Below are 25,571 nucleotides of genomic sequence, written 5' to 3' on the forward strand. Positions count from 1 at the left end.
GGACTAGGCCTCCTGGTTCGCGAGCTCAGCGGCCTTGTCGGCTGCGGCGTCCATGGTCTCGACCACGGTGATGAGCGGGTGGTTCGCGTCGGCGAGGATCTTGCGACCGGCCTCGGCGTTGTTGCCGTCGATGCGGGCGACGAGCGGCTTGGTGACGTCCTCGCCGCGGTCGGCGAGGGTCTGGAGGGCGCCGAGGATGCCGTTGGCGACCTCGTCGCAGGCGGTGATGCCGCCGAAGATGTTCACGAACACGCTCTTGACCTGCGGGTCCGACAGGACCACTTCGAGGCCGTTCGCCATGACCGCGGCGGAGGCGCCGCCGCCGATGTCGAGGAAGTTCGCGGGCTTGACGCCGCCGTGCCGCTCGCCGGCGTACGACACGACGTCCAGCGTGGACATGACGAGGCCGGCGCCGTTGCCGATGATGCCGACCGCGCCGTCGAGCTTGACGTAGTTCAGACCGGAGTCCTTGGCGCGCTGCTCGAGCGGGTCGACCGCGGACTTGTCCTCGAACTCGGCGTGCTCGGGGTGGCGGAAGCCGGCGTTCTCGTCGAGGGTGACCTTCGCGTCGAGCGCGAGGACCTTCCCCTCGGGCGTGCGCACGAGCGGGTTGACCTCGACCAGGGTGGCGTCCTCGGCCACGAAGGCGTCCCACAGCTTCACGAACACGTCGACGAGCTGGTCGCGCAGGTCCTCGGGGAACCCGGCCTGGTCGAAGATCTCGTTCGCGACCTCCGGGGTGACGCCGACGCCGGCGTCGATGGGGCGCTTGACGACCTTCTCGGGGTCGGTGTGGGCGACCTCTTCGATCTCCATGCCGCCCGCGACGGAGGCGATGCACAGGAAGGTGCGGTTCGCGCGGTCGAGCAGGTAGGAGTAGTAGTACTCCTGGTCGATGTCGGCGGTCACCGTGAGCATGACCTTCTCGACGGTGTGGCCCTTGATGTCCATGCCGAGGATGTTCCCGGCGTGGGTCTCGACCTCGGCGACGGTGTCGGCGAGTTTGACGCCGCCCGCCTTGCCTCGGCCGCCGACCTTCACCTGTGCCTTGACGACCACCCGGTCGCCGAGGCGCTCGGCGAGCTCCACGGCCTCCTGCTGGGTGGTGGCGACGCCGCCGTCCAGTACCGGCACGCTGTGCCGGGCGAACAGTGCGCGGCCCTGGTATTCGTACAGATCCACTGTAGAGTCCGCTCCACTAGCTAGTCTTCTTTGACCGGGCGCCCTGGTGCCTCCCGCTCGCGGCCCGGTGCGGGCCGCGGTCTCGGCGAACCGGGTCCGGCGATCGGGGACGGGTACAGGTGCCCGTTATCGCAGGGTAACCCCCGGCAGCGGGCCGATACCCCTGGCAGGGCGCCGGTGTGACGAGTCAGGCTGAAAACCCGTTGACACGGGCCGGTACAGGGCCTTCACGGTCCGTCGCCGGCGAAGTGAGCGCCGCGGCGCCCGGACCGGGCGGTGGAGCGGGGTGCGGGAGCGGGGGCACAGAGGCGGGGACCGGACGCACCCCTCAGGCGTCCGGTCCCCTTAGCGGGAACCAAGCCCACCCCTCAAAGGCTTGATTCCCTTAGGCACGATGCCCTATCGCCACCCCTCAATCGACAGGGCATCGGCAGTTTGTGGCATAGCTCTACATTGCGAGCTTTGCGGTTTGCGATTCGATCGGTAAGTGAACTTCCGGTGTCCTCGCGGTCGTGCTCATTGGGGGCCTTTCGGCCCCTGCCGATGCGTCCTGCGCGGTGTTCCCACTGCGCCTGACACTAATAAGAACGAGGGCCCCGACGGCCGGTTACGGTCTCCCGGAAGTTTTTTTGGCCTCGAACATCGGCCCAGCTCAAGGGCGTTCAGACGGCCGCGGGACGCCCCTGATCGGGTGAGGCCACATGCTCGCGGACCCATTCGGCGATGGCCTGCGTCGAGGCCCCGGGACCGAATATCGCGGCGACTCCGGCCTCGCGCAGTCGCGCGGCGTCCTCGTCGGGAATGATGCCGCCGCCGAAGACGATGACGTCGCGCGCGTCGGCCTCGTCGAGGAGTGCCAGCACCCGCGGGAACAGCGTCATATGGGCGCCGGAGAGAATGCTCAGCCCGATGGCGTCGGCGTCCTCGGCGAGCGCGGTCGCGACGACCTGCTCGGGGGAGTTGTGCAGGCCGGTGTAGACGACCTCCATGCCCGCGTCGCGCAGCGCGCGCGCCACGACCTTCGCGCCCCGGTCGTGGCCGTCGAGCCCGACCTTCGCCACGACCACCCGGATCGGTGCGCTTCCTGCAGACATAGATGTACCTCCTCGTACGGAGGCCGCGGCACCCACGGCGCTCGTGGCGAACCGTGCGTACCGCGGCCGTTGCTTACGAGTGAGCTTAGTCGCGACCGGCTGGGGGCGGTAGGGCTAACCGCCGTAGGGCGGCTGGGGCGGCTGCTGGCCCTGCTGCGGGTAGCCGGGAGGCGGCGGCGGGTAGGCGCCGGGCTGCTGCGGCTGCTGGGGGCCGGGCTGGCCGTAGCCGGGCGGCGGCTGCTGCCCGTACGGCTGCTGCGGGTACCCCGGCGGCGGGTAGCCGCCCGGGACGGCCGGAGCGCCCTTGATGTAGGCCTTGACCTCGTCCTTCGTCAGGTACAGGAAGCTGGCGTAGCCGTAGGCGCCCGCGTAGACGAGGTACAGGATCAGGCTGACCGGGTTGAAGATGATGAGCGAGCCGAGGAGGCCGAGGAGCGAGCCGACCGCGCCGATCATCATGAGGATGATGCCGGTGAGGCGCAGGCCCGCGGCGGTGATCTTGCCCTTCGGGAGCGCCCAGCCGTACCAGCCGAAGGCGCCGGCCACGAGGACGCCGAAGATGACGCCGCCGATGGCCAGCGGGCCGATGATCGCGAGGTTCACGATGTTGAGCACGAGGGCCGCGCCCGCGGCGATCATCGCCATGAGGCCGATGTGCTTGATGCCGGTGGGCGCCTCGCCCTGCGGGGCCGCCTGCTGCGGCTGCCCGTAGCCGGGAGGCGGGGGCGGCGGGTAGGCGCCGGGCTGCTGCCCCGGCTGGCCGTACTGCTGCTGGCCCGCGGGCGGCTGCTGGGGCTGCCCGAGCGGGTTCGGCGGCGGGGTCTGCTGCGAGCTCGGCTGGAAGCCCGTCTGCGAGCCGCCGGTCTGCGGCATGACGCTGGTCTCGGCGAACGTCGCGGCCTGCGGTTCGGCCGGGCCGGTCGGGTTGCCGAGCGGCGAGGGCGGCGGCGGGGGCGTCGAGGGCCCGCTCGGGGCGGCCCCGCGCTGGATCTTCATGGTCTGGTCGAGCCCGGGCTCCTCGCCGCCGGGGGCGGGGGCGGGTTCTGCGGCGCCGGCACCGGGCTTGAGCTTGAAGGTGCCGCCGTCCTCGTCGTCGGGTCGGTCGTTCTCAGGGGGAGTCATTGCATCCACTCTCCAAGCCGGATCAGGTCTCGTGACTTCTCTCGCCTTCACCATACCGACCTCGGCCCCCTCCCGGGGCGAGCCGTCCGGCGGCCGGGCCGGCCCGGCCGCCGCCGCGAACCGGTCCCGTTTCAGCCCAAGTGCTTGAGGAGTACGGACCGGTGGGTCGGGGCGGCCTGCTCGAAGCGCTCCCGCCCGGCGGGGGTGAGCGCGAGGAAGTTCGCGCGGCGGTCGAACTCGCACGCCGCGCGCGCCACCAGCCCGGCCTTCTCGAGCCGGGTCACGGTCCGCGAGAGGGCGCTCTGGCTCAGGTGCGTCTCGGCCTCGATGTCCTTCATCCTGGCCTTGACGCCGCACTCGCCGGTGGCGCGCCCGAGGATCAGGAGCACCTCGAACTCGCTGAGCCCCAGGCCGTGGCGGCTCTGGAGCTCGTTCTCGAGCTCGCACGAGGTGGTGTGGTAGACGCGCAGTGTTTCAGACCACTTGTCGCATACGTCGACGTCCGCTTCAGCCTCCATGACCAGGACATTACCATGTCAAGACATTTAATGTCCATGCATTTGATGTGTTGACATCAAATGCACGCGCATGTAAGTTCGCCTCCATGACGATCACCGAACCCAGACCCCTGTCCCACCGCGCCTCCAGCCCCCGCGATACCCCGGCACACCCCCCGAGCCGGTGGGGGCCGAAGCTCTGGGCCGTGCTCGTCGTCGCCGGCCTCGCGATGTTCCTCGACGCGCTCGACGTCTCCATGGTCGGCGTCGCGCTCCCCTCCATCGGCGCCGAGCTCGGCCTCGAGACCGCCTCGCTCCAGTGGATCGTCAACGGCTACATCCTCGGCTACGGCGGCCTGCTCCTCCTGGGCGGACGCATGGCCGACCTGCTCGGGCGGCGCCAGGTCTTCCTGACCGCGCTCGTGGTCTTCGGCGCGGCCTCCCTCGTCGGCGGCCTGGTCGACGACGAGGCCCTGCTCATCGCCTCGCGCATCGTCAAGGGCGTCGCCGCCGCCTTCACCGCCCCGGCGGCCCTGTCGATCATCACCACCACCTTCAAGGAGGGCCACGACCGCAACAAGGCCCTGTCGATCTTCACCGTCTTCGGCGCGACCGGGTACGCCTCCGGCCTCATCGCCTCGGGGCTCCTGACCAGCGTCGACTGGCGCCTGACGTTCTTCGCGCCCGTCGTCGTGACCGCCGGCGTCCTCATCGCCGCGTTCTTTGTGGTGCCGAAGAACGCCGAGCGCGAACGCGGCTCCATCGACTTCCTCGGCTCAGGGACCCTCACCGGCGGGATGCTCGCCGCGGTCTACACCATCGTCACCGTGCCCGAGACCGGCTTCACGCCGCTCACCACGGCCACCACCGCGGCCGCGGTCGTCCTCCTCGGCGCGTTCTTCGTCATCGAGAACAAGGTCGCCCACCCGCTGGTGCGCCTGAGCATCTTCAAGGTCAAGTCGATCGTGCGGGCCAACCTCGCGGCCCTGGCGATCTTCGGGTCCTACATCAGCTTCCAGACGATCGTGTCCCTGTACCTCCAGAACACGCTCCGGTGGGAGCCGATCCAGATGGCGCTCGCCCTGGCCCCGGCCGGCATCATCGTCGCGATCCTGTCGCCGATCGCGGGCCGGTTCATCGACCGCTACGGCACCAGGACGATGATCATCGCCTCGATGGCCGCGTTCGTCCTCGGCTACCTCTGGTTCATCCTGCGCGGCGGCAGCGCCCGGCCGGACTACGCCGTCGACTACCTGCCCGCGTTCCTGCTGCTGGGCCTCGGCTTCGCGATCGGCTTCTCGTCGGTCATGGTCCAGGCCACCGAGGGCATCTCGGACGACGAGCAGGGCCTCGCCTCCGGGCTCGTCCAGACCTCCGGCCAGATCGGCGGCGCGGTCGTCCTCGCGGTCGTCACCGGCCTCATCGCCGGCGGCGCCGCCACCGACATCGCCCAGTACCGGCCCGGCCTGTACCTGGTGACCGCGGTCGCCGCGGTCGGCCTGCTCGCCAGCGCGACCGCACTGCTGGGCCGCCGCACCGCGGTCGAGCCCGCGTAAGGACCCGCACCGGAGGGGCCGCCGTCATCGGACGGCGGCCCCTCCCGCGTTCCCCGGTTCCTCGAGAGGTCCACGCGCCGTTCACTTCACGGCGGTCCTATTTAACGACGGTCCTACTTGACGACAGTGAGGACGGGCCGCAGCCGCCCGTCGCGCAGCGCCCAGGTCGCGTCGGCCCGGGACGCGACCGCCTCGTCGCGCGTGACCACCACGACCGCCGGGCCCCAGTCGTCGACGAGGCCGCGCAGCAGGTCGAGGACCTCGGCGGACTCGTCGGCGCCGAGCGCGCCGGTCGGCTCGTCGGCGAACACCACGTCGGGCCGCGCCGCGAAGGCCCGCGCGACGGCCGCCCGCTGCTGCTGGACGGCGGTCAAGGCGCCGGGCCTGCGGCGCAGCAGGTCCGCGACGCCGGTGCGCTCGGCCAGGAGCCGCAGCCAGGGCCGGTCGGCCTCGGCCCCGGCCAGCCGCAGCGGCAGCTGGAGGTTCTCCTCCACCGTGAGGGACGGCAGCAGGTTGTAGGACTGGAACACGAAGCCGATCCGGCCCTGGCGCAGCAGGGTCCGCTTGGCCTCGCCGAGCCCCGAGACCCGCCGGCCGCCCACGAACGCCTCGCCCGCGGTCGGGTCGTCGAGCCCGGCCGCGCAGTGCAGCAGGGTCGACTTGCCCGAGCCCGCCGCGCCCAGCACCGCGGTGAGGGTCCCGTGCGCGGCCTCGAGGGTGACGCGGTCGAGCACGGTGTGCGCGCCGTCGTAGGTCTTGACGACCTCGCGCAGGCGCAGCGCCGCGGGCCGGTCCGGGGCGGCGAGCAGGTCCTCGCGGGGCGCGGTGAGCGTGCTCATCGGCGCTGCTCCGATCCGGCCTGCTTCCTCGACACGACCGCGCGGACGACGAGCGCGACGGCGCAGCCGGCGGCGATCGCCCCGAACGGGACCGCGATGAGCCACACCCCGACGAGCTGGAGGCCCGTGTTGAGGACGGCCCCGCCGAGGAGGCCGATCCACAGCGCGGCGGTGGTGAGCTTGTAGTGGCCGAGCGCGGCCTGGGGCGGCGGCGTCGGCGCGGTGGCGCGGTACTGGTCGTTCATGGTGTTCCCTCCGGTGGATCGGGTGCCTTCGACGCTACGGCGGACGGCCCCCGCCCCCAATGCAGTCACCTGCCGAATCCGAGGTGAGGCCAGGTGCAGGACCGCGGGTACAGGTAGCTGTAGCGACGACCGGCGCCGCCGCGGGTAGGTTTCTGGGGCGAGCGCACACGACCACCGGGGAGGTGCACATGGCGCAAGGCCGCTTCGAACGCTGGCGGGCCCGGTTCGACGCCCTGCTGCGCCCCGAAGGCGAGGCGACCGACGCCCGCTCGCTCCTGCTCGCGTCCCTGCGCGCCACCGGCTACGGCGCCGTCGGCGCCGCCTACGGCATCATCGCCCTGTACACGCTGCCGCTGCTCCTGCTCACCGCCGTGTTCGCGATGCTGGGCGTCGGCCGCCCGCTCGTGGCCCCGATGATGCAGTGGGTGCGCATCGTCGCCGGCCTGGAGCGCCGCCGCCTGCGCTGGATCGGCCATGAGGTCGAGTCGCCCTACGCGGAGCCGATCGACGAGCCCCCCCGGACGCTCAGGGAGGTCCGGGCCGACCCGAGCGCCCGCCGGGACCTGCTGTGGGTCGCCGCGCACGCCACCTGGGGCCTCGTCATCGGCGCGGTGCTGCTCCAGCTGCCGTTCGTCGCGATCCACGACGTCACCTACCCGGTGTGGTGGGGCCTCGCCGCCACCTCCGACCAGGAGATCCTCAACGGCCTCATCGAGGCCGAGACGCAGACCGCCGCAACCCTCGGCTTCGCCACCGGCATCGCCGCGTTCGTCCTGTGGCTCCTGTTCGCCCCCAAGCTCCTCGACCTCCAGGCCATGCCCGGCGCGCGCCTCCTCGGGCCCGACCGCGAAGTCGACCTCTCCGAGCGCGTCGCCCGCCTCACCGCGACCCGCGCCGCCGCCCTCGACGCGCACGCGGTCGAGCTGCGCCGCATCGAGCGGGCCCTGCACGACGGCGCCCAGAACCGCATCGTCGCCGTCGCCGTCCTCATCGGCGCCGCCCGCCGCGAGGTCTCCCGCGCCCCCGAGCGCGCCGACGAGATCCTCGAACGCGCCCAGACCACCGTCGAGAGCGCGCTCGCCGAACTGCGGGCCGTGGTCCGCTCGATCCTGCCGCCCGTGCTCGAGGACCGCGGCCTCGCCGGGGCCCTCAACGCGCTGGCCTCCGACTGCCCCGTCCCCTGCACGGTGCAGGTCGACGTCGAGGGCCGGTGCCCGGCGAGCGTCGAGGCCACCGCCTACTTCGTCGTCGCCGAGTCCCTCACCAACGTGGCCAAGCACTCACGCGCCGAGCACGCCTCGGTCATGGTGCTGCGCAGGGGGAATACGCTCAGGGTCGTCGTCACCGACGACGGCCGCGGCGGGGCCGACGCCGAGTCCGGGTCCGGGCTCGCCGGGATCAGGCGCCGCGTCGAGGCCCTCGACGGGACGACCGAAGTCAAGAGCCCTCCCGGAGGGCCGACCGAGATCAGAGCGGAGCTGCCATGCGGATCGTGATCGCCGAGGACGACACCCTCCTGCGCGAGGGCCTCAACCTGGTGCTCCAGGGCGAGGGGTTCGAGGTCGTCGCCTCGGTGGGCGGGCCCGAGGCGTTCCTGGCCGCGGTCGAGGAGCACCGGCCCCAGCTCGCGGTCGTGGACGTTCGGATGCCCCCGACGCACACCGACGAGGGCATCAAGGCCGCCGTCGCGGCCCGCCGCGCCCACCCGGGCCTGGCCGTGCTCGTCCTCTCCGCCTATGTGGAGCAGAGCTTCGCGACCGACCTGCTCGCCGACGGCGCCCGCAGCGTCGGATACCTCCTCAAGGAGCGCGTCGGGCGCGTCGACGCGTTCGTGGAGGCCCTGCACCGGGTCGCCGCGGGCGGCACCGCGATCGACCCCGAGGTGGTCGCGCAGCTGTTCGCGCAGCGGCGCGCCGACGACCCGGTCGAGCGGCTCACCCCGCGCGAGAAGGAGGTCCTGTCGGTCATGGCCGAGGGGCTGGGGAACGCGGCGATCGCGCAGCGGCTGTTCATCACCGAGAACGCCGTGCACAAGCACATCCGCAACATCTTCCTCAAGCTCGAGCTGAACCCGGGCGACCGGACCGACCGCCGCGTCGCGGCCGTCCTCCACTACCTCGAGCGCGCCTGAACAGGGCGCCCGTCCTCGAACTAACCCGCGCTGGTCCGAGTCCGCGGCCCTCAAGCCCCGGCCGCAGGGCCGAGACGCCCGAGCCCGCCCGGGCCTAGTCCTCGGCCGCCGACCACATGCCCCGTCGCTCGGCCTTCGCGAGCCGCTCGGCCTTGCGCAGCGTGTCGCCGATCGTCAGCTCCTGGTGCCGCAGGATGTACGTGTGCGCCATGCCCTCGGCGACCGCCAGGACCGCGTAGTTCATGCCGTTCTCCATGACCACGTGCACCAGCAGCCGGTCGTACTGGTCGTACGCCGGGTCGCCCGGGTCGGTGAACAGGTGGACGGTCCGGCCCTCGAGCTTCTTCTTGGCGAACACCTTCGCCTCGGCGCCCCAGTCCTCCTCCTCGCGGTACCCGCCCGACTCGGGGGAGTTGATGCCCATGATCCGCACCCGGACCTTCTCGCCGTCCAGGAACGCGCGGAACGTGTCCCCGTCGACCACCTCGTGGACCTCGACCGTCGCGTAGAAGTCGCCCGGACCTTCCATACTGCCGCCTCCTCGGACCCCGCCCCCGGCGGGCGGACGTCTCGACCCATCCTCGCATTCGACGGCCCGTCATGGGAACCGTCCTCCACGTGCCCCGCTGTGTCAGACTGGTCGGCGTGGAGCAACGACCGAACCGGCGCCCTGGCCGCGCAGGGTCCGCCCAGCGCGACACCGTGCGCATCGGCGGCTCCCCGCGCGGCCCCCGGACCCCCTCGCAGCGCCGCGCCGACGCCGCCCCGGCGCCCAAGCGCGCAGGCGCCCCCCGGCGCCCGCGCGCCCTCCTCGCCTCCGCCCTCGCGACCACCGCCTGGTGCGCCACGGTCGTCTTCACCCCGATCCTGGTGTGCGTCATCCTCGGCTGGTGGCAGGCCGGGGCCCTCGGCTCGGTCGGCTCGGTCGTCGCCGCCGCCGGGGTCGCCTGGCTCTCGGGCCACGGCGTCCCGGTCGACATCGGACCGATGCACCTGAGCGTCCCCCCGCTCGCCCTCACCGCCGTGACCGCCTGGCGCCTCGCCAAGGCCGCCGCCGCGACGACCCGCGCGATCGGCGGCCGCGACGCCGCCGCCGTCCGCGCCGCCGCCGGACTCGTCACCATCCTCTACACCGGACTCGTCGCCGGCGCCGCCGCGCTGTGCACGACCGGGCCGTTCACCGTGGACCTCCTCCCCGCGCTCCTGCACGCCGTGCCCCTGGTCGCCGCCGCGACCGCGTTCGGCGCCGCCCGCGAGGCGGGCGTCCTCCCGTGGGACGGCGCCTCGGTGTGGCTGCGGCGCGGCCTGCGCACCGGCATGATCACCACCGGGGCCCTCCTGGCCTGCGGCGCGGCCGCCACCGGCGTCGCGTTCGCCGTCCGCGGCCCCGTCGTCGCCGACACCCTCCGCGTCTACGGCGCCGAGTCCTGGATCGTCGCCCTCCTGAGCCTGCTCTACCTGCCCAACCTCGCCGTGTGGGCCGCCGCCTACATCGCCGGGCCCGGCTTCGCCGTCGGCGCGGACACCGCCGTCCGGGCCGAACTGGTCGACCTCGGCCCCCTCCCGGCCTTCCCGGTGTTCGCCGCCGTCCCCAACGCGCCCCTCCCGGACCACGCGACCATCCTCATCGGACTGCCGCTGATGCTCGCGGCCGTCTTCGGCGTCGTCCTCACCTACCGCTCCCCGGACCTGCGCGTCCCCCGCGTGATCACCGCCGCCGTCCTCGCCGCCGCGACCGCCGCCGCGGTCCTCGGCCTCCTCGCCTTCCTCTCCGGCGGCGCCGCCGGGACCGACCTCCTCGCCGACCTCGGCCCCGACCCGCTCGCGCTCGCCGGCATCGGCGGCGTCCAGCTCCTCGTCGGCCTCCTCGGCGGCGCCCTCGTCGCCCGCCTGTTCGCCGTGCACCGCCGCGCCGCCGAGGCCGAGCTCGTGCGCAGGGACACGGTGGTCATCCCCGAACCCGCCACCGGCCAGGGCGACGCGTTACCGTAACGAGGTGACCGCTGTGCAAACTTACGGCTCCGCAAGCGGCGCCGTGGCCAGGCTCGTCGTCCTCGTGTCAGGCTCCGGCTCGAACCTCCAGGCCCTCATCGACGCCTGCGCCGACCCCGCCTACGGGGCCCGCGTCGTCGCCGTCGGCGCCGACCGCCACGGCACCTTCGGCGCCGAGCGCGCCGAGCGGGCCGGCATCCCTACGTTCACGCACCGCGTCAAGGACTACGCGACCCGCGACGCCTGGGACGAGGCCCTGACCGCCGAGGTCGCCTCCCACGACCCCGACCTGGTCGTCTCCGCCGGGTTCCTGAAGCTCTGCGGCCCGCGCTTCCTCGCGGCCTTCCCCGGCCGCTACGTCAACACCCACAACTCGCTCCTCCCGGCCTTCCCGGGCATGAACGGCCCCGGCGAGGCCCTCGCCGCGGGCGTCAAACTCGCGGGCGCGACCCTGTTCATCTGCGACTCCGGCGTCGACACCGGCCCGATCGTGGCCCAGTGCGCCGTCCCCGTCGAGGACGACGACACCGTCGACACCCTCACCGAGCGCATCAAGGAGGCCGAGCGCGCCCAACTGGTCGCCTCGGTCGGGCGCATGGTCCAGGGCGGCTGGAAGGTCGAGGGCCGCCGGGTCCGCCTCGGCTAGCATCCGCCGCATGGCCCCGCCCCTCCTCGCCGTCAACGCCCTCGAGACGGCCACCATGGCCGCCGCCACCGCCCTGATCCCCCTGGGACTCCTGGCCGCCTGGGGCCTCGCCGCCCTCCGCGTCCGCCGCGGCGTCCCCGCCCGCACCGCATGGCGCTTCTCGGTGGCCGAGGTCGGCGCGGTCTTCGGGACCCTCCCCTGGCTGTTCCTCGTGCTCACGCCCCGCGGCGGCGACGGCGGCGTCCAGCCCGTCCCCTTCGCCGACCTCGTCGACCTCGCCTCGGCCGACCCGCGGACGATCGTCGAGCAGCTCGTCGGCAACCTCCTCCTGTTCCTCCTCGCCGGGTTCTTCGTCCCGATCCGCCTCCGCGTCGGCCCGTGGGCGGTCCTCCTGGGCGGCGCCCTCGGCGCCGCGCTCGTGGAGGCCGCGCAGTTCGCGTTCGGCACCGGCCGGGTCGCCTCCGTGGACGACGTCCTGCTCAACGCCCTCGGGGCGCTCCTGGGGGCGCTGCTGTCGCGCCGGTGGTGGCGCTCTTCACGCGGCGTCGCCGACTCGCGGTCCGCGACCGCCGTGTTACGCTTCGGGCGTCGCGACTGGCGAGTGACGTCTCTCGAGGTTTCCCGTGGCACGGACCGGGCAGCTCGTTGTTGAGGGGGAACCTTCCGGACGTTCGCAGGTGGAGCACCACCGGGGAGCGGCACTGCTGAACCTGTTACTGCGGTCGAACGCCTGGGCCGCAGTCATTCCACGATCAGGAGCAGTGCATTCATGTCCGAGCGGAAGCGCATCCAGCGAGCCCTCATCTCCGTGTTCGACAAGACCGGCGTCGTCGAACTCGCCGCCGACCTCCACGCCGCGGGCGTCGAACTCGTCTCGACCGGGTCGACCGCCTCAGTGATAGCCGAGGCCGGCATCCCCGTCACCAAGGTCGAGGACCTGACCGGGTTCCCCGAGATCCTCGACGACCGCGTGAAGACCCTCCACCCGAAGGTCCACGCCGGGATGCTCGCCGACGTCCGCCGCGAGTCCCACCGCGCCCAGCTCGACGAGCTCGGCATCGCCGCGTTCGACCTGCTGGTCGGGAACCTCTACCCGTTCGCGGCGACCGTGGCCTCCGGCGCGGGCTTCGACGACGTCGTCGAGAAGATCGACGTCGGCGGCCCCTCGATGGTCCGCGGCGCGGCCAAGAACCACGCGAACGTCGCCGTCGTCGTCGACCCGGCCGACTACTCGTGGATCCGCGACGCCGCCAAGGAGGGCACCACCGCAGAGCAGCGGCTCCGCCTGGCCGCCAAGGCCTTCGCGCACCTCGCCACGTACGACTCGGCCGTCGCCACCTGGCTCGCCGAGCAGACCGCCGGCGAGGGCCTGGGCGACTTCCTGGCCGTGCCGATGGCCAAGGCCGCCGACCTGCGCTACGGCGAGAACCCGCACCAGGACGCCGCCGTGTACAGCGCCCCCGGCGAGGCCGGGCTGGCGCAGGCCGAGCAGCTGCACGGCAAGGCCATGAGCTTCAACAACTACACGGACGCGGACGCCGCCTGGCGGGCCGCGCACGACTTCGCCGAGCCCGCCGTGGCGGTCATCAAGCACGCCAACCCGTGCGGGATCGCCGTGGGCGCGACGATCGCCGAGGCGCACCGCAAGGCCCACGAGTGCGACCCGCTGAGCGCCTTCGGCGGCGTGATCGCCGCGAACGCGGAGGTCGACGCGGAGGCCGCCGCGCAGATCGCCGAGATCTTCACCGAGGTCGTGGTCGCCCCGGCGTTCACCGACGAGGCGGTCGCGATCCTCTCGGCGAAGAAGAACCTCCGCCTCCTGCGCGCGCCCGCGTGGGCGCCCGCGCGGCTGGAGCTGAAGCCGATCTCGGGCGGCGTGCTGGTGCAGCGGCCCGACCGGATCGACGCCGACGGCGACGACCCGGCGAACTGGACGCTCGCCACGGGCGAGGCCGCCGACGAGGCGACCCTCGCGGATCTCGTGTTCGCCTGGCGCGCCGTGCGCTCGGTGAAGTCGAACGCGATCCTCCTGGCGAGCGGCGGCGCCTCCGTCGGAGTCGGCATGGGGCAGGTCAACCGGGTCGACTCGGCGAAGCTCGCGGTCGAGCGGGCGGGCGAGGAGCGCGCCCGCGGCGCGGTCGCCTCGTCGGACGCGTTCTTCCCGTTCCCGGACGGGTTGGAGATCCTGACCGAGGCCGGGGTCAAGGCCGTGGTGCAGCCGGGCGGGTCGGTGCGCGACGAGGCCGTGATCGACGCGGCCAAGCGCGCGGGGATCACCATGTACCTCACGGGGACGCGGCACTTCACGCACTAGTGCGTGAAGCGGCGGCTCAGTACGCACTAGTGCGTGAAGCGGCGGCTCAGTACGCACTGACGAAGGAAGTGCGTGCAGCGGAGCCTCAGCAAGCACGGACGGAGCCGGAGTTCAACGCGGGCCGATGCCGTATTACCGTCCCTGACCCCCACCCACCCGGGGGAGAAGAAGGTATGCGGCCATATTCCGGACCGGGTCCGACAAGAACGGCGGCCCGAGGCCGCCCGGCGCGCGGATCGCACCCGATCGTGTGAGTCGACGCGCCGACGACTCGGATCGCGGGCCGGTCGGCGGGGTTCGCCCCCGCCGACCGGCCCGCTTCGTCATGAGGCCCAGGTCAGGCAGGCGCCGGGCAGGTAGCCCCAGGAGTCGCCGGCGTAGTTGACGCGGGCCCACTGGTCGCCGGTCGCGCCGCACGCGGTGTACGACTCGCCGGGCACCAGCGCGCAGTCGGCGTCGTACGCCTGCCCGGCGGCCACCGATCCGACGGCGTCGCCGACGGCCGGTCCGGCCCACACCGAGCGGTGCTCCTTCGCCACGGCCGAGCAGACCGCGGCGGCCTCGGCGTCGTCGGCCTGCGCGGCGGCGGCGAAACCGGTGGTGAGCGCGGCCGCGGCGGCGAGGGCCGCGAGTGCCGTCATGATTCGTTTCACGATTCACTCCGTTTCTATCGTTACGCGAGGATTGCCCGCGCCACGATGACGCTTTCATGGACGGAGCGGTGCTGTCGAGGGCGGAACGGCGTCGGTCGGGTTTCTTACCCGCGGCGTTCTGACTGTGAGAATTCACAGGTGGAGTGCCCGGTTGCGGGTGGGCATGGATGCTCATTTCACGATAGGTTCATGTCATGATGCAGATGCTCTGTCCGAAATGTCAGAACCCCATGCACCAGTACGAGCGCAACGGCGTGGTCGTGGAGCAGTGCGCCGAATGCAAGGGCATTTTCCTCGACCGCGGTGAACTCGAGCACCTGATGAACTTCGAGAAGTCCTTCCACGCGGGGCCCGCCCCGGCCGCGCCCGCGGGCCCGCCGCCGCGCGAGCCGCGCTATGACGAGCGGCGCGACGACCGGCGGTACGACGACCGCCGCTACGACGACCGCGACCGGCGGGACCACCACTACGACGACCACCGCCGCAAGGACGACTACTACTACAAGAAGAAGAAGCGCAAGAGCGTCTTCGAGGACCTCTTCGACTTCTAGCGGTCGCAGTGTCGCGAGCCGCCGGGCGGAGCCCGGCGGCCGGGACGGTGCGGTCGGGCGCGGGAAATGTGAACGGCGGTTCCGGGGCGAAACGGACATTCGCAGGGTCCCCCGGTTCAACAATGCCCGCCGGGTGTGACAAGCGAATGGATGCCGGGCCGCTCGCTGGAATGTGAACGGCGGTTCCCGGCGAATCGGGCATCCGCAGGGTCCCCCGAATCAACGGTGCCCTGCGGGTACGACGGTTTCCGGCCTGCGGGCCGACCTCGGGCGGGTCGCCCGGCCGCCGGGGGCGGCGCTGTCCGGGCGCCGGCTCAGCCTCCCAGGGGGAAGACCGCTCTCGGGGTCCACGGGACCGGTGCCCCGGTGAGGGTCTCGAAGCTCCAGTCTCCCGCGCTCGGGTGCGTGTACAGGGTGAACGACTCGACCCGGAACTTCGCCTCGAAGCCCGCGAGCGCCGCGAACGCCCTGTCGAGCGCCTCGGTGCCCACGTTCTGCGCCACCGTCACGTGCGGGTGGTAGGGGAACGTCCGCTCCCGCTCGGCCGGCCCCCTGCGGATCGCCGACTCCAGCTGCTCGCACACCGCGATCCCGTCGACCACGGCCACGAACACCACCTCGGTCACCGGCCGGAACGACCCGGTCCCCCGCAGGTGCAGGTCGAACACGGGGCACGCGGCCGCCACCGCGCCCAGGTGGTCCCGGAACCCGTCCAGCGAGGCGGCCGGGATCTCGGTGGGCCCGAGCAGGGTCAGGTGGGCGGGGACGATCTCGCCGAGCGGGTCGCCCGAGCCGATCCGGGCCCCGTCGATCACTTCGCGCCACGGCGAGGGCACCGGTATCGCCACCCCCACCGTGACCACCGGCGCCGCCGCTGCCGCTGCCACTAAAGCGCCACCGGCGGATAGAAGCCGATCCTCTTGTAGGCCTTGGCGATGGTCCGGGCGGCGAGGTGCCGGGCCTTCTCCGCCCCGGCGGTGAGGATCCGGTCGAGTTCGGCCTTGTCGGCCAGGTACTCCCTGGTCTTCGCGGCGATCGGGCCGAGCGCGTCGGCCACGACGTCGGCGAGGTCGCCCTTGAAGTCGCCGTAGCCCTTCCCGGCGTACTCGGCCTCGAGCTTCCCGACGGTGGTCTCGCCGAGGGCGGCGTAGATGTTGAGCAGGTTCGACACGCCGGGCTTGGCGTCCATGTCGTAGCGGACCTCTCCGCCCGAGTCGGTGACGGCGCTCTTGATCTTCTTGCGCATGAGGTTCGGCTCGTCGAGCAGGTAGAGGCAGCCGCGCGGGCTCGTGGAGGACTTCGACATCTTCTTCTCGGGCTCGGCGAGGTCCTTGATCGTCGCGGTCTCCTTGACGATGTAGGGCTCGGGCACGATGAAGGTGTCGCCGTAGGTGCCGTTGAACCGGCCCGCGAGGTCGCGGGAGAGCTCGAGGTGCTGGCGCTGGTCCTCGCCGACGGGGACCTGGTCGGTCTGGTACACCAGGATGTCGGCGGCCATGAGGACCGGGTAGGTGAACAGTCCGACGGTTGTTCGTTCTTGTTTGGCGGACTTGTCCTTGAACTGCGTCATGCGGCTGGCCTCGCCGAAGCCGGTCTCCGTGCCGAGGATCCAGGCGAGCATCGCGTGCTCGGGGACCTGCGACTGGATGAACAGCGTGCACCGCTCGGGGTCCAGGCCCAGGGCGAGCAGCTGCGCGGCGCTGGCGCGTGAGCGCTGGTGCAATACCTTGGGGTCGTGATCGACGGTGATCGCGTGCTGGTCGACGACGCAGTAGAGCGCGTCCGCGGTGTCCTGCATCGCCACCCACTGCCGCAGCGCGCCGAGGTAGTTCCCGAGGTGGAACGAGTCCGAGGTGGGCTGGATCCCTGAGAAGACGCGGGGCTTGCGGTCGGCAGTGGTCATGGACCGATTCTGACATCCGGGCGGAGACGGCGGCCACCCGGTATTGCGGCGACGCCGATCCTGATGTTTAATTGTGTTTGATCTTGAGCGCCATGCGCGTGGACATCGAGGAGGCGTCATGCTGGCGCAGCAGCGACAGAGCCGGATCGCCGAGCGCGTCCACCGCACCGGGGCGGTCCGCGTGGCCGAGCTGGTCGAGGAGTTCGGCGTCTCCGACATGACCATCCGCCGCGACCTCGAGACCCTCGCCGAGCGCGGCCTCGTCGCCAAGGTCCACGGCGGCGCCACCGCCGTCGACTTCGGCTCCACCACCGAGCCCGGCTTCGCCGTCAAGCAGGTCCGCCAGGAGGCCGAGAAGCAGGCCATCGCCGACGCCGCCGCGACCCTCGTGGGCCCCGGCCAGGCCATCGCCCTCTCCGCCGGGACCACCACCTGGACCCTCGCCCACCGGCTCACCGACGTCCCCGACCTCACCGTCGTCACCAACTCCGTGCCCGTCGCCGACGTCTTCTACCGCGCGGGCCGCCCCGACCAGACCGTCATCCTCACCGGCGGCGTCCGCACCCCCTCCGACGCCCTCGTCGGCCCCTTCGCGGTCGCCTCCCTCGAGAAGGTCAACGTCGACACCGTCTTCCTCGGCGTCCACGGCATGTCGACGCGCGCCGGGTTCACCACCCCGAACCTCCTCGAGGCCGAGACCGTGGCCACCCTCGCGGCCAAGGGCCGCCGCCTCGTGGTCGTCGCCGACCACACCAAGTTCGACGTCGTCGGCATCGCCACCATCGCGGCGCTGGGCGACGCCGACGTCATCGTCACCGATTCCCTCCTCGACGAGGAGGCCCGCAGGCACCTCGGGGAGCACGTCGACCAGGTCGTGCTCGCCCCGGTGGCCGACCACGGGACCCGCGACACCACCGAGAAGAGACCATGACCGCGTTCCACACGGAATCGGGCAGCCTCGCCGACGGCCGCCAGATCCTCTACTTCAACACCGCGCCCGACGCCGGGCGGTCGAGCTTCGCCGACAAGCGCGACCTCGGCGGCCGCGTCAGCGCCGGCGAGATCCGCTACGACGTGCTCCGCGACGAGTGGGTCGCCGTCTCGGCCGGGCGCTCCGACCGCCCGATGCTGCCGGTGGCCTGCCCGCTGTGCCCCAGCGGCGGCGAGGAGCTCACCGAGATCCCCGCCCCGGACTACGAGGTCGCGGTCTTCGAGAACCGGTTCCCGAGCTTCGGGGGCTTCGCCGAGCCCGGCCCGCTCGCGCCCGCCGGCGTTCCCGAAGGCATGGAGACCGCGGTCCCGGCGTCCGGGCGCTGCGAGGTCGTCGTCTTCTCCGACGACCACGACTCGTCCCTCGTGGACCTCAGCCCCGAGCGGGTCGCGCTCATCGTGCGGGCCCTCGCCCAGCGCACCGCCGAGCTCTCCGCGCGCGGCGACATCGCCCAGGTCTTCTGCTTCGAGAACCGCGGCGTCGAGGTCGGCGTGACGCTCCACCACCCGCACGGGCAGATCTACGGCTACCCGTACGTCACCCCGCAGACCCGCAAGTACCTGGACGCGAACCGGCGCCACCGCGAGGCCACCGGCCGCGACCTGTTCGACGACGTCATCGAGTCCGAGCGCAACGGCCCGCGCGTCATCGCCGAGAACGGCCACTGGATCGCGTTCACGCCGTACGCCGCGCGCTGGCCCTTCGAGGTCCACCTCTACCCCAAGGCCCGCTTCGCCGACCTGGCCGAGCTGCCCGAGGCGTACATCGACGCGTTCGCGCCGCTCTACCTCGACGTCCTCAAGCGCTGCGACGGTGCGTTTCCCGGGGAGCCGATGCCGTACATGGCAGGCTGGCACCAGGCCCCCGTGGGCGAGGACCGCGAGCTCGGGCGCCTGCGCCTGGAGCTCGTCTCCATCCGCCGCGGGGCGGGCAGAGTGAAGTTCCTGGCCTCCTCGGAGTCCCTCATGGGCGGATGGGTCCACGACCTCGGGCCCGAGGCCTCCGCTGACATTCTCAAAGGAGCAATGTGAAGTACCTCGTCACCGGCGGCGCCGGTTACATCGGTTCGATCGTCGCCACGATGCTGCTCGAGGAGGGCCACGACGTGGTCGTCCTCGACGACTGCTCGACCGGCGCGGCCGAGCGCGTCCCCGCGGGGGCGGTCCTGGTCCGCAAGCCGGTCCAGCAGGCCGCCGACGTCCTCGACGGGACCTTCGACGCCGTGCTGCACTTCGCGGGCCTCATCGCCGCGGGCGAGTCGATGAGCCGCCCCGACCTCTACTGGGAGGCCAACACGGCCGGGACGTTCGCGCTGCTCGACGCGATGCGCGAGGCGAACGTGAAGACCCTCGTGTTTTCGTCGACCGCCGCGGTCTACGGCAACCCGACCGAGGTCCCCATCAAGGAGGAGGCCGCCAAGGCCCCGACCTCCACGTACGGCGCGACGAAGCTCTCCAGCGACATGGCGATCGCCTCCGAGGTCACCGCCTACGGCCTCGCCGCGGTCTCCCTGCGCTACTTCAACGTCGTCGGCGCCTACCGGGACCAGGGCGGGACCTGGCACGGCGAGAACCACGACCCGGAGACCCACATCATCCCGATCAGTTTCGACGCCGCCGCCGGGAAGCGCGAGTCGTTCGGTCTGTTCGGCGACGACTACCCGACCCCGGACGGCACCTGCGTCCGCGACTACATCCACGTCGCCGACCTCGCCGACGCGCACCTGCTCGCCCTCAAGGCCGCCACGGAGGGGGAGCACCGGATCTACAACCTCGGCAACGGCAACGGCTTCTCCAACAAGGAGGTCGTGGCCACCGTCAAGCGGATCACCGGCGTGGACTTCCCGGTCGAGATCGGGCCCCGCCGCCCCGGCGACCCCGCCGAGCTCGTCGCCTCCTCCGAGCGCGCGAAGACCGAGCTGGGCTGGAAGCCCAGCCGCGACAGCCTCGACCGCATGGTCGCCGACGCCTGGGAGTACTACCAGCATGCCCGCCGCTAGCCACGCCGCCGCCGAACCGGCCGACGCGCACGCCGCCGAGCTGGCCGAGGCCGCCGCGGAGTCCTTCCGCTCGGTCTTCGGCGCCGAGCCCGAAGGGGTCTGGGCCGCGCCCGGCCGCGTCAACCTCATCGGCGAGCACACCGACTACAACGACGGCTTCGTGATGCCCTTCGCGCTGCCGTTCTACGCCGCCGCGGCCGTCTCCAAAGCCGAGGCCTGGGAGTTCCACTCCACGTACGGCGGCGGCTCCACCGTCCGCTCCGAGCACCTCGACGGCCCCTCCGGCGGCCGCGTCGACGGCTGGGCCGCCTACCTCGCGGGCGTGGCCTGGGCCCTGGGCGAGAGCGGCTACCCGGTCGGCCCGGTCCGCATCGCGCTCCACTCCGACGTGCCGCACGGCGCGGGCCTGTCCTCCTCGGCGGCGCTCGAGTGCGCGGCCCTGATCGCCCTCGCGGACCTGTACGGCCACCGGATCGATCGCGCCGAGGCCGCCCGCATCGCTCAGTTGGCCGAGAACGAGTACGTCGGCGCGCCCACCGGCGTGCTCGACCAGTCCGCCTCGCTGCTGTGCACCGAGGGCAACGTCATGTTCATGGACTGCCGGGACCTCTCGCGCCGGCAGGTCCCCTTCGACCTCGAGCCGGAGGGCCTGGCGGTGCTCGTCATCGACACGCGGGCCCCGCACCGGCACGCCGACGGCGAGTACGGGGCCCGCCGCGCCGACTGCGAGGAGGCCGCCCGCCGCCTCGGCGTCGGCAGCCTGCGCGACGCCCCGCCCGGCGCCGTGCTCGCCGACGCCCCCGACGGCGACCGGCTCAACCGGCGGATGCGCCACGTCCTCACCGAGAACGAGCGGGTCCTCGCGACCGTCCGCATCCTCGAGGGCGGCACGGTGGCCGGGATCGGCGAGCTGCTCACCGCCTCGCACGCCTCGCTGCGCGACGACTACGAGGTCTCCTCGGTCGAACTCGACGCCGCCGTCGACGCCGCGCTCGGCGCCGGGGCCCTGGGCGCGCGCATGACCGGCGGCGGGTTCGGCGGCAGCGCCATCGCCCTGGTCGAGGCCGCCGCCGCGCCGAAGGTCGAGGCGGCCGTGCTCGAGGCCGCCGCCGCGGCCGGGCTGCCGACGCCGCGCGTGTTCACCGCCCGCGCCGCCGCGGGGGCCCACCGCGTCCGCTGACGGCATGTGACAGAGGCTCCGGTCCGCACGCTCCGGCGAGCCGGGACCGGGGCCTCTGCCATACTCCGGGTCATGGATCTCGTCCACCTGGTGCTCCGCTACCTCCACCTGCTCGGCTTCGCCGCGGTCTTCGGCGGCTGGCTCGTCTCCTGGCTCTCCAAGAAGTACGACTTCAACGCCGCGATGCTCTACGGCATCGCCGTCCAGCTCGCCACCGGCATCGTCCTCTACGGACTCGCCAGTGCCGACGGGGACGCCGACCACGCCAAGCTCGGCGTGAAGTTCCTGTTCGCGCTGCTGCTCGCGGTCATGATCGCCATTCCCGTGTGGAAGAAGCGCGAGAAGGTCGCGGCCGGCCACTTCTGGGCCACCGGCGCCCTCATCGCCGCCACCGCGGGCGTGGCCGTCTTCTGGCAGTGACCCCTCCGGGCCCGCGGGCGCGCCCGTGAAGGATGCGGGCGCAAAGCCGCAATCTCGGTGCAGTACCGACGAAACACCAGTTCACCACTGGTCTCAGTCATAGGATGTTTCGGTAACGAAATCATCAAGGTGAGTGTCAAAGGCCATCGAGTGCGGCCATGATTAGGCGGGTATCGACTTACCCCCTGGGAATTGTCAAAGGAGACCGAGATGGCTGTCAAGCCGTTCAAGCTGGCCCTGGCGGGCTTCTCCGCCGTGGGTCTCGCCGCCCTCGCCGCTTGCGGCGAGGCACCGTCCGACTCGAACGGCGGCGACAACGCCGACGCGTCGTTCCTCGCCTGCATGGTCACCGACTCCGGCGGCGTCGACGACAAGTCGTTCAACGAGTCCTCCTGGGCCGGCATGGAGGCCGCCAAGGAGGAGAACGACGACATCGAGGTCGACTTCAAGGAGTCGGCGTCCGAGACCGACTACGACCCCAACCTCCAGTCCTCGGTCGACGACGGCTGCAACTTCATCGTCGGCGTCGGCGGCCTCATGACCGAGAACGTCGACACCATCGCCACCGCGAACCCGGACATCCCCTTCGCCACGGTCGACGGCTTCTCCGAGGTCGAGAACGTCTACTCGATCCAGTTCGACACCGCCCAGTCGGCCTACCTCGCCGGCTACACGGCCGCCGCCCAGACCCAGACGGGCACCGTCGCCACCTGGGGCGGCATCCAGATCCCGCCGGTGACCATCTTCATGGACGGCTTCGTCGAGGGCGTCGCCAAGCACAACGAGGACAAGGGCACCGACGTGCAGGTCCTCGGCTGGGACGAGGCGGCCCAGACCGGCACCTTCATCAACGGCTTCGAGGACGTCGCCGCCGGCAAGAGCACCTCGGACACGTTCATCACCCAGGGCGCGGACATCCTCTTCCCGGTCGCCGGCCCCGCGGGCATCGGCGCGCTGACCGCCGCCTCGGAGAACGAGGACGTCTCGGCGATCTGGGTCGACACCGACGGCTTCGTGTCCACCGAGTACGGCGCCGAGATCATCACCTCGGCCGAGAAGGGCCTCGCCACGGCCGTCAAGGACGCGGTGCTCGCCGCCTACGACGCCGCCAACGGCGGGGAGGCCATCTCGGGCTCCTACGTGGGCACCCTCGAGAACGGCGGCGTCTCGCTCGCCCCGTTCCACGACTTCGAGGACGCCGTCTCCGACGAGACCAAGGCCGAGCTGGACGCGCTGACCCAGCAGATCATCGACGGCGAGATCGTCGTCGAGTCCCCGGCCAGCCCGACCGCGTCGTAAGCCGGCCCCGGCCGAGACCGAACTGCAAAAGGGACGTGCATTGCGACTCGAACTGAAGGGCCTGACGAAGAAGTTCGGCTCGTTCACCGCGGACGACGACATCGACCTCGTGGTCGAGCCCGGCCAGATCCACGCCGTCCTCGGCGAGAACGGCGCGGGCAAGTCGACGCTCATGAACATGCTCTACGGGATCCTGCGGCCCACCAGCGGCGAGATCCTCATCGACGGGGAGCCGGCCTCCTTCTCGGGACCCGGCGACGCGATCGCCGCCGGGATCGGGATGGTGCACCAGCACTTCAAGCTCGTCGGGCCCTTCAGCGTCGCCGACAACGTCCAGCTGGGCCGAGAGCACACCCGCGGCGCGGGCGTGCTCTCGGCCAAGGCCGCGCGCCGGGCCGTCCTGGACGTCTCCGAGCAGTACGGCCTGGCCCTGGACCCCGACGCGGTCTGCGAGGACCTGCCCGTCGGCGTCCAGCAGCGCGTCGAGATCGTCAAGGCCCTCTCGGGCCCCAAGACCGAGCTGCTCATCCTCGACGAGCCCACGGCGGTGCTCACGCCCGCCGAGATCACCGAGCTGCTCCAGATCATGCGCAACCTCGCCGAGGCCGGGACGTCGATCCTGTTCATCTCGCACAAGCTCAAAGAGGTCCAGGCCGTCGCCGACACCATCACCGTGATCCGGCGCGGCAAGGTGGTCGCCGAGCTGGAGCCGACCGCCTCGGAGTCCGAGATGGCCTCCGCGATGGTCGGGCGCGCCGTGTCCCTCCAGGTCGACAAGACCCCGGCCGAGCCCGGCGAGGCCCGCCTCGAGGTCGAGGGCCTCACCGTCGTCTCCGACGCCGGCGTCAAGGTCGTCGACGGCCTCGACCTGACCGTCCGCGCCGGCGAGATCGTCGGCCTCGCGGGCGTCGAGGGCAACGGCCAGACCGAACTGGCCCGCGCCGTCCTCGGCCTCGTCAAGCCCGACGCGGGCCGCATCGCGATCGACGGCCGCGACGCCCACGGGCGCTCGCCCGCCAGGCGCATCGCCGACGGCCTCGGCTACATCCCCGAGGACCGCGGCCGCGACGGCCTCGTCTCGGAGTTCTCGGTCGCCGAGAACCTCGTCCTCAACCAGTACAAGGACGCCCCCTACGCCAAGGGCGGCGTCGTCGACGCGGGCGCCGTCCACCGGCGGGCCGTCGACTCGATCGCCGAGTTCGACATCCGCACCCAGTCCCCGGACGAGTCCGCCTCGTCGCTGTCGGGCGGCAACCAGCAGAAGGTCATCATCGCCCGCGAGTTCTCCCGGCCCCGCCGGTTCCTCGTCGCGGCGCAGCCGACCCGCGGCGTGGACGTCGGCGCGACCGAGTTCATCCACTCCCGCCTCGTCTCCGAGCGCGACACCGGCACCGGGGTCCTCCTCATCTCGTCCGAACTGGACGAGATCTACGCGCTCGCCGACCGCATCGCCGTGATCTACAACGGCCGCATCGTCGGCGAGGTCGACCCGGGCACCCCCCGCGACGTCATCGGCCGCCTCATGGTCGGCGCCGACGCCGCCGCCGCGGAAGCCGGACCCGAGACCGGCACCGATGCCGGGACCGGCAGCGACATCGAGACCAGCACCGGTATTGAGACCAGCACCGGTATTGAGACCAGCACCGACGAGGACGCCAATGGAGGTGACCGTTGAGCACGGAGACCAAGTCCCCGGCCCCCGAGCAGCCTGAAGCGGCCGCGGCCCCCGAGCCGAAGCCGAACTTCATGCGGCTCTTCGGCCGCTACCTGACCGAGGCGAACTCGGTCATGGTGACGGTCTACTCGCTGCTGCTGGCCTTCCTCATCGGCGCGATCCTCCTCATCGTCTCCGACGAGTACACCCGCTCCACCTACTCCTACTTCTTCGCCCGCCCCCAGGACGCCCTCTCCGCCTCCTGGTACCTCGTGCGCGACTCCTACCTGGCCCTGTTCGAGGGCGCGATCCTCAACCTCAACACCCTCGACCGGTTCGCGGCCGGCACCGCCGACTTCGGCGACGTCCTGCGCCCCCTCTCGGAGACGCTCACCTACGCGACCCCGCTGATCTTCACCGGCCTCGCCGTCGGCCTCGCCTTCCGAGCGGGCCTGTTCAACATCGGCGCCCAGGGCCAGATGATCTTCGGCATGATGGGCGCGCTCATCGTCGGCTTCAGCCTGAACCTGCCCGCCGCGATCCACCTGCCCCTGGCGGTCATCGCCGGCGCGGTCGCGGGCGGCCTCTTCGGCGCCGTCCCCGGCGTCCTCAAGGCCACCACCGGCGCGCACGAGGTCATCTCCTCGATCATGCTGAACAACATCGCCGCGCTGTTCCTGGTGTGGGCCATCGGCACCGACTTCCTCCACTCGGAGACCAAGCCCGACCTGGTCACCAAGCCGGTCGAGGACTCCGCCGTCATGCCGACCCTCCTGTCCTCGCTCAACTCGTCCCTGCGCGTCAACTTCTCGCTGGTCGTCGGCATCGCCGCCGCCGTCTTCGTGTGGTGGCTGCTGTCGAAGTCCACCTTCGGGTTCCGCATCCGCGCCGTCGGCTTCAACGAGCACGCCTCGGCCACCGCGGGCATGCGCATCGGCTCGACCTACTCGACCACGATGGCCGCCGCGGGCGCCCTCGCCGGCCTCGCCGGCGCGGCCCTGTCCCTCGGCGTCGGCTCGGGCGGCATCACCACCAACACCGCCCTCGAGTACGGCTTCGACGGCATCACCGTCGCGCTCCTGGGCCGCGCCAACCCCGGCGGCATCGTCGCCGCGGCGCTCCTGTTCGGCGCGCTCAAGGCCGGGGCCCTGTCGGCCCAGCCCGACGTGCCCGTGGACATCTCGACCCTGCTCCAGGCGATCATCGTGCTCTTCATCGCCGCCCCCGCACTGGTCAAGGCGATCCTGCACCTGCGCACCCCGCGCGGCGGCCTGGTCACCCTCGAAGCGAAAGGCTGGTGAGC

General features: G+C 72.0%; 25 protein-coding genes, 1 pseudogene and 1 riboswitch. Of the genes and pseudogenes, 16 read left to right on the top strand and 10 right to left on the bottom strand.

Annotation, left to right across the window (positions count from 1 at the left end; translation table 11 throughout):
- Positions 1 to 3 precede the first annotated feature (3 nt).
- The 4 genes from sucC to LO763_RS02690 all read right to left on the bottom strand — a co-directional run bounded on the left by sucC (position 4) and on the right by LO763_RS02690 (position 3,916).
- Entirely contained in the window at positions 4 to 1,182 is a 1,179-nt protein-coding gene (gene sucC, locus LO763_RS02675) for an ADP-forming succinate--CoA ligase subunit beta (protein WP_230600351.1), read from the bottom strand.
- 662 nt (positions 1,183 to 1,844) lie between these two features.
- Complete coding sequence (gene icmB / locus LO763_RS02680; RefSeq protein ID WP_230600353.1) at positions 1,845 to 2,276, bottom strand: coenzyme B12-dependent isobutyryl CoA mutase small subunit; 432 nt, start codon at positions 2,274 to 2,276, stop codon at positions 1,845 to 1,847.
- A 114-nt stretch (positions 2,277 to 2,390) separates the two neighbouring features.
- Positions 2,391 to 3,398 (bottom strand): hypothetical protein, encoded by a 1,008-nt coding sequence (locus LO763_RS02685; RefSeq protein ID WP_230600354.1) that lies wholly within the window; start codon positions 3,396 to 3,398, stop codon positions 2,391 to 2,393.
- Positions 3,399 to 3,529: 131 nt separating this feature from the next.
- Entirely contained in the window at positions 3,530 to 3,916 is a 387-nt protein-coding gene (locus tag LO763_RS02690) for a MarR family winged helix-turn-helix transcriptional regulator (protein WP_230600355.1), read from the bottom strand.
- An 86-nt stretch (positions 3,917 to 4,002) separates the two neighbouring features.
- Between LO763_RS02690 and LO763_RS02695 the strand changes: the two genes are divergently transcribed.
- Positions 4,003 to 5,451, top strand: coding sequence for an MFS transporter (locus LO763_RS02695; protein ID WP_230600356.1), 1,449 nt, complete (start codon positions 4,003 to 4,005; stop codon positions 5,449 to 5,451).
- 113 nt (positions 5,452 to 5,564) lie between these two features.
- On the opposite strand, the gene LO763_RS02700 is transcribed toward LO763_RS02695, so the two are convergent.
- A complete protein-coding gene (locus LO763_RS02700) occupies positions 5,565 to 6,290 on the bottom strand; it encodes an ABC transporter ATP-binding protein (protein ID WP_230600358.1) in 726 nt (241 codons plus the stop codon).
- Positions 6,287 to 6,535, bottom strand: a complete 249-nt coding sequence (locus tag LO763_RS02705) for a hypothetical protein (protein ID WP_230600360.1) — start codon at positions 6,533 to 6,535, stop codon at positions 6,287 to 6,289. The genes LO763_RS02700 and LO763_RS02705 overlap by 4 nt, the downstream gene beginning before the upstream one ends.
- Before the next feature lie 188 nt (positions 6,536 to 6,723).
- Between LO763_RS02705 and LO763_RS02710 the strand changes: the two genes are divergently transcribed.
- Together LO763_RS02710 and LO763_RS02715 are read left to right on the top strand one after the other, a co-directional pair.
- Complete coding sequence (locus LO763_RS02710) at positions 6,724 to 8,031, top strand: sensor histidine kinase (RefSeq protein ID WP_230600361.1); 1,308 nt, start codon at positions 6,724 to 6,726, stop codon at positions 8,029 to 8,031.
- Positions 8,019 to 8,666, top strand: coding sequence for a response regulator transcription factor (locus LO763_RS02715; protein WP_230600362.1), 648 nt, complete (start codon positions 8,019 to 8,021; stop codon positions 8,664 to 8,666). The genes LO763_RS02710 and LO763_RS02715 overlap by 13 nt, the downstream gene beginning before the upstream one ends.
- 94 nt (positions 8,667 to 8,760) lie before the next feature.
- Here LO763_RS02715 and LO763_RS02720 read toward each other — a convergent pair whose 3' ends face one another.
- Positions 8,761 to 9,195, bottom strand: a complete 435-nt coding sequence (locus LO763_RS02720; RefSeq protein ID WP_230600364.1) for a thermonuclease family protein — start codon at positions 9,193 to 9,195, stop codon at positions 8,761 to 8,763.
- A gap of 116 nt (positions 9,196 to 9,311) precedes the next feature.
- On the opposite strand from LO763_RS02720, the gene LO763_RS02725 reads away from it, so the two are divergent.
- The 4 genes and pseudogenes from LO763_RS02725 (at position 9,312) to purH (ending at position 13,618) form a co-directional block, all read left to right on the top strand.
- Entirely contained in the window at positions 9,312 to 10,658 is a 1,347-nt protein-coding gene (locus LO763_RS02725; protein ID WP_230600366.1) for a cell division protein PerM, read from the top strand.
- 13 nt (positions 10,659 to 10,671) lie between these two features.
- Positions 10,672 to 11,304 carry a phosphoribosylglycinamide formyltransferase gene (gene purN / locus LO763_RS02730; protein ID WP_369431901.1) on the top strand — a complete coding sequence of 211 codons (633 nt, stop codon included), beginning with the start codon at positions 10,672 to 10,674 and terminating at the stop codon, positions 11,302 to 11,304.
- Positions 11,305 to 11,359: 55 nt separating this feature from the next.
- A pseudogene (locus tag LO763_RS02735) lies at positions 11,360 to 11,812 on the top strand (VanZ family protein); the annotation flags it as partial.
- Positions 11,813 to 11,884: 72 nt separating this feature from the next.
- Positions 11,885 to 12,047: riboswitch (ZMP/ZTP riboswitch) on the top strand.
- A gap of 26 nt (positions 12,048 to 12,073) precedes the next feature.
- Positions 12,074 to 13,618 (top strand): bifunctional phosphoribosylaminoimidazolecarboxamide formyltransferase/IMP cyclohydrolase, encoded by a 1,545-nt coding sequence (gene purH / locus LO763_RS02740; protein ID WP_230600370.1) that lies wholly within the window; start codon positions 12,074 to 12,076, stop codon positions 13,616 to 13,618.
- A 323-nt stretch (positions 13,619 to 13,941) separates the two neighbouring features.
- Here purH and LO763_RS02745 read toward each other — a convergent pair whose 3' ends face one another.
- Positions 13,942 to 14,271, bottom strand: coding sequence for a hypothetical protein (locus LO763_RS02745; protein ID WP_230600372.1), 330 nt, complete (start codon positions 14,269 to 14,271; stop codon positions 13,942 to 13,944).
- A 194-nt stretch (positions 14,272 to 14,465) separates the two neighbouring features.
- On the opposite strand from LO763_RS02745, the gene LO763_RS02750 reads away from it, so the two are divergent.
- Complete coding sequence (locus tag LO763_RS02750; RefSeq protein ID WP_230600374.1) at positions 14,466 to 14,822, top strand: TFIIB-type zinc ribbon-containing protein; 357 nt, start codon at positions 14,466 to 14,468, stop codon at positions 14,820 to 14,822.
- A gap of 314 nt (positions 14,823 to 15,136) precedes the next feature.
- Here LO763_RS02750 and LO763_RS02755 read toward each other — a convergent pair whose 3' ends face one another.
- Both LO763_RS02755 and trpS read right to left on the bottom strand, forming a co-directional pair.
- Complete coding sequence (locus LO763_RS02755; RefSeq protein ID WP_230600376.1) at positions 15,137 to 15,709, bottom strand: 2'-5' RNA ligase family protein; 573 nt, start codon at positions 15,707 to 15,709, stop codon at positions 15,137 to 15,139.
- Positions 15,709 to 16,725, bottom strand: a complete 1,017-nt coding sequence (trpS, locus tag LO763_RS02760; RefSeq protein ID WP_230600378.1) for a tryptophan--tRNA ligase — start codon at positions 16,723 to 16,725, stop codon at positions 15,709 to 15,711. Before trpS ends, LO763_RS02755 begins: the two co-directional genes overlap by 1 nt.
- Before the next feature lie 118 nt (positions 16,726 to 16,843).
- Between trpS and LO763_RS02765 the strand changes: the two genes are divergently transcribed.
- From LO763_RS02765 to LO763_RS02800, 8 genes are all read left to right on the top strand, one after another.
- Positions 16,844 to 17,656: a DeoR/GlpR family DNA-binding transcription regulator gene (locus LO763_RS02765; RefSeq protein WP_230600380.1), complete on the top strand. Its 813-nt coding sequence runs from the start codon at positions 16,844 to 16,846 to the stop codon at positions 17,654 to 17,656.
- Positions 17,653 to 18,747 (top strand): galactose-1-phosphate uridylyltransferase, encoded by a 1,095-nt coding sequence (galT, locus tag LO763_RS02770; RefSeq protein ID WP_230600382.1) that lies wholly within the window; start codon positions 17,653 to 17,655, stop codon positions 18,745 to 18,747. Before LO763_RS02765 ends, galT begins: the two co-directional genes overlap by 4 nt.
- Complete coding sequence (galE, locus tag LO763_RS02775) at positions 18,744 to 19,715, top strand: UDP-glucose 4-epimerase GalE (protein WP_230600385.1); 972 nt, start codon at positions 18,744 to 18,746, stop codon at positions 19,713 to 19,715. The genes galT and galE overlap by 4 nt, the downstream gene beginning before the upstream one ends.
- Positions 19,702 to 20,895 (top strand): galactokinase, encoded by a 1,194-nt coding sequence (gene galK, locus LO763_RS02780; RefSeq protein ID WP_230600387.1) that lies wholly within the window; start codon positions 19,702 to 19,704, stop codon positions 20,893 to 20,895. The genes galE and galK overlap by 14 nt, the downstream gene beginning before the upstream one ends.
- A gap of 72 nt (positions 20,896 to 20,967) precedes the next feature.
- Positions 20,968 to 21,315, top strand: coding sequence for a hypothetical protein (locus LO763_RS02785; RefSeq protein ID WP_230600389.1), 348 nt, complete (start codon positions 20,968 to 20,970; stop codon positions 21,313 to 21,315).
- 210 nt (positions 21,316 to 21,525) lie between these two features.
- Positions 21,526 to 22,614, top strand: a complete 1,089-nt coding sequence (locus LO763_RS02790; protein WP_230600391.1) for a BMP family lipoprotein — start codon at positions 21,526 to 21,528, stop codon at positions 22,612 to 22,614.
- A gap of 40 nt (positions 22,615 to 22,654) precedes the next feature.
- Complete coding sequence (locus LO763_RS02795) at positions 22,655 to 24,289, top strand: ABC transporter ATP-binding protein (RefSeq protein ID WP_230600393.1); 1,635 nt, start codon at positions 22,655 to 22,657, stop codon at positions 24,287 to 24,289.
- Positions 24,286 to 25,569, top strand: a complete 1,284-nt coding sequence (locus LO763_RS02800; protein ID WP_230600394.1) for an ABC transporter permease — start codon at positions 24,286 to 24,288, stop codon at positions 25,567 to 25,569. Before LO763_RS02795 ends, LO763_RS02800 begins: the two co-directional genes overlap by 4 nt.
- Positions 25,570 to 25,571 lie beyond the last annotated feature (2 nt).

It is taken from the genome of Glycomyces amatae (genome assembly GCF_020991375.1).
GTDB classification, from domain to species: domain Bacteria; phylum Actinomycetota; class Actinomycetes; order Mycobacteriales; family Micromonosporaceae; genus Glycomyces; species Glycomyces amatae.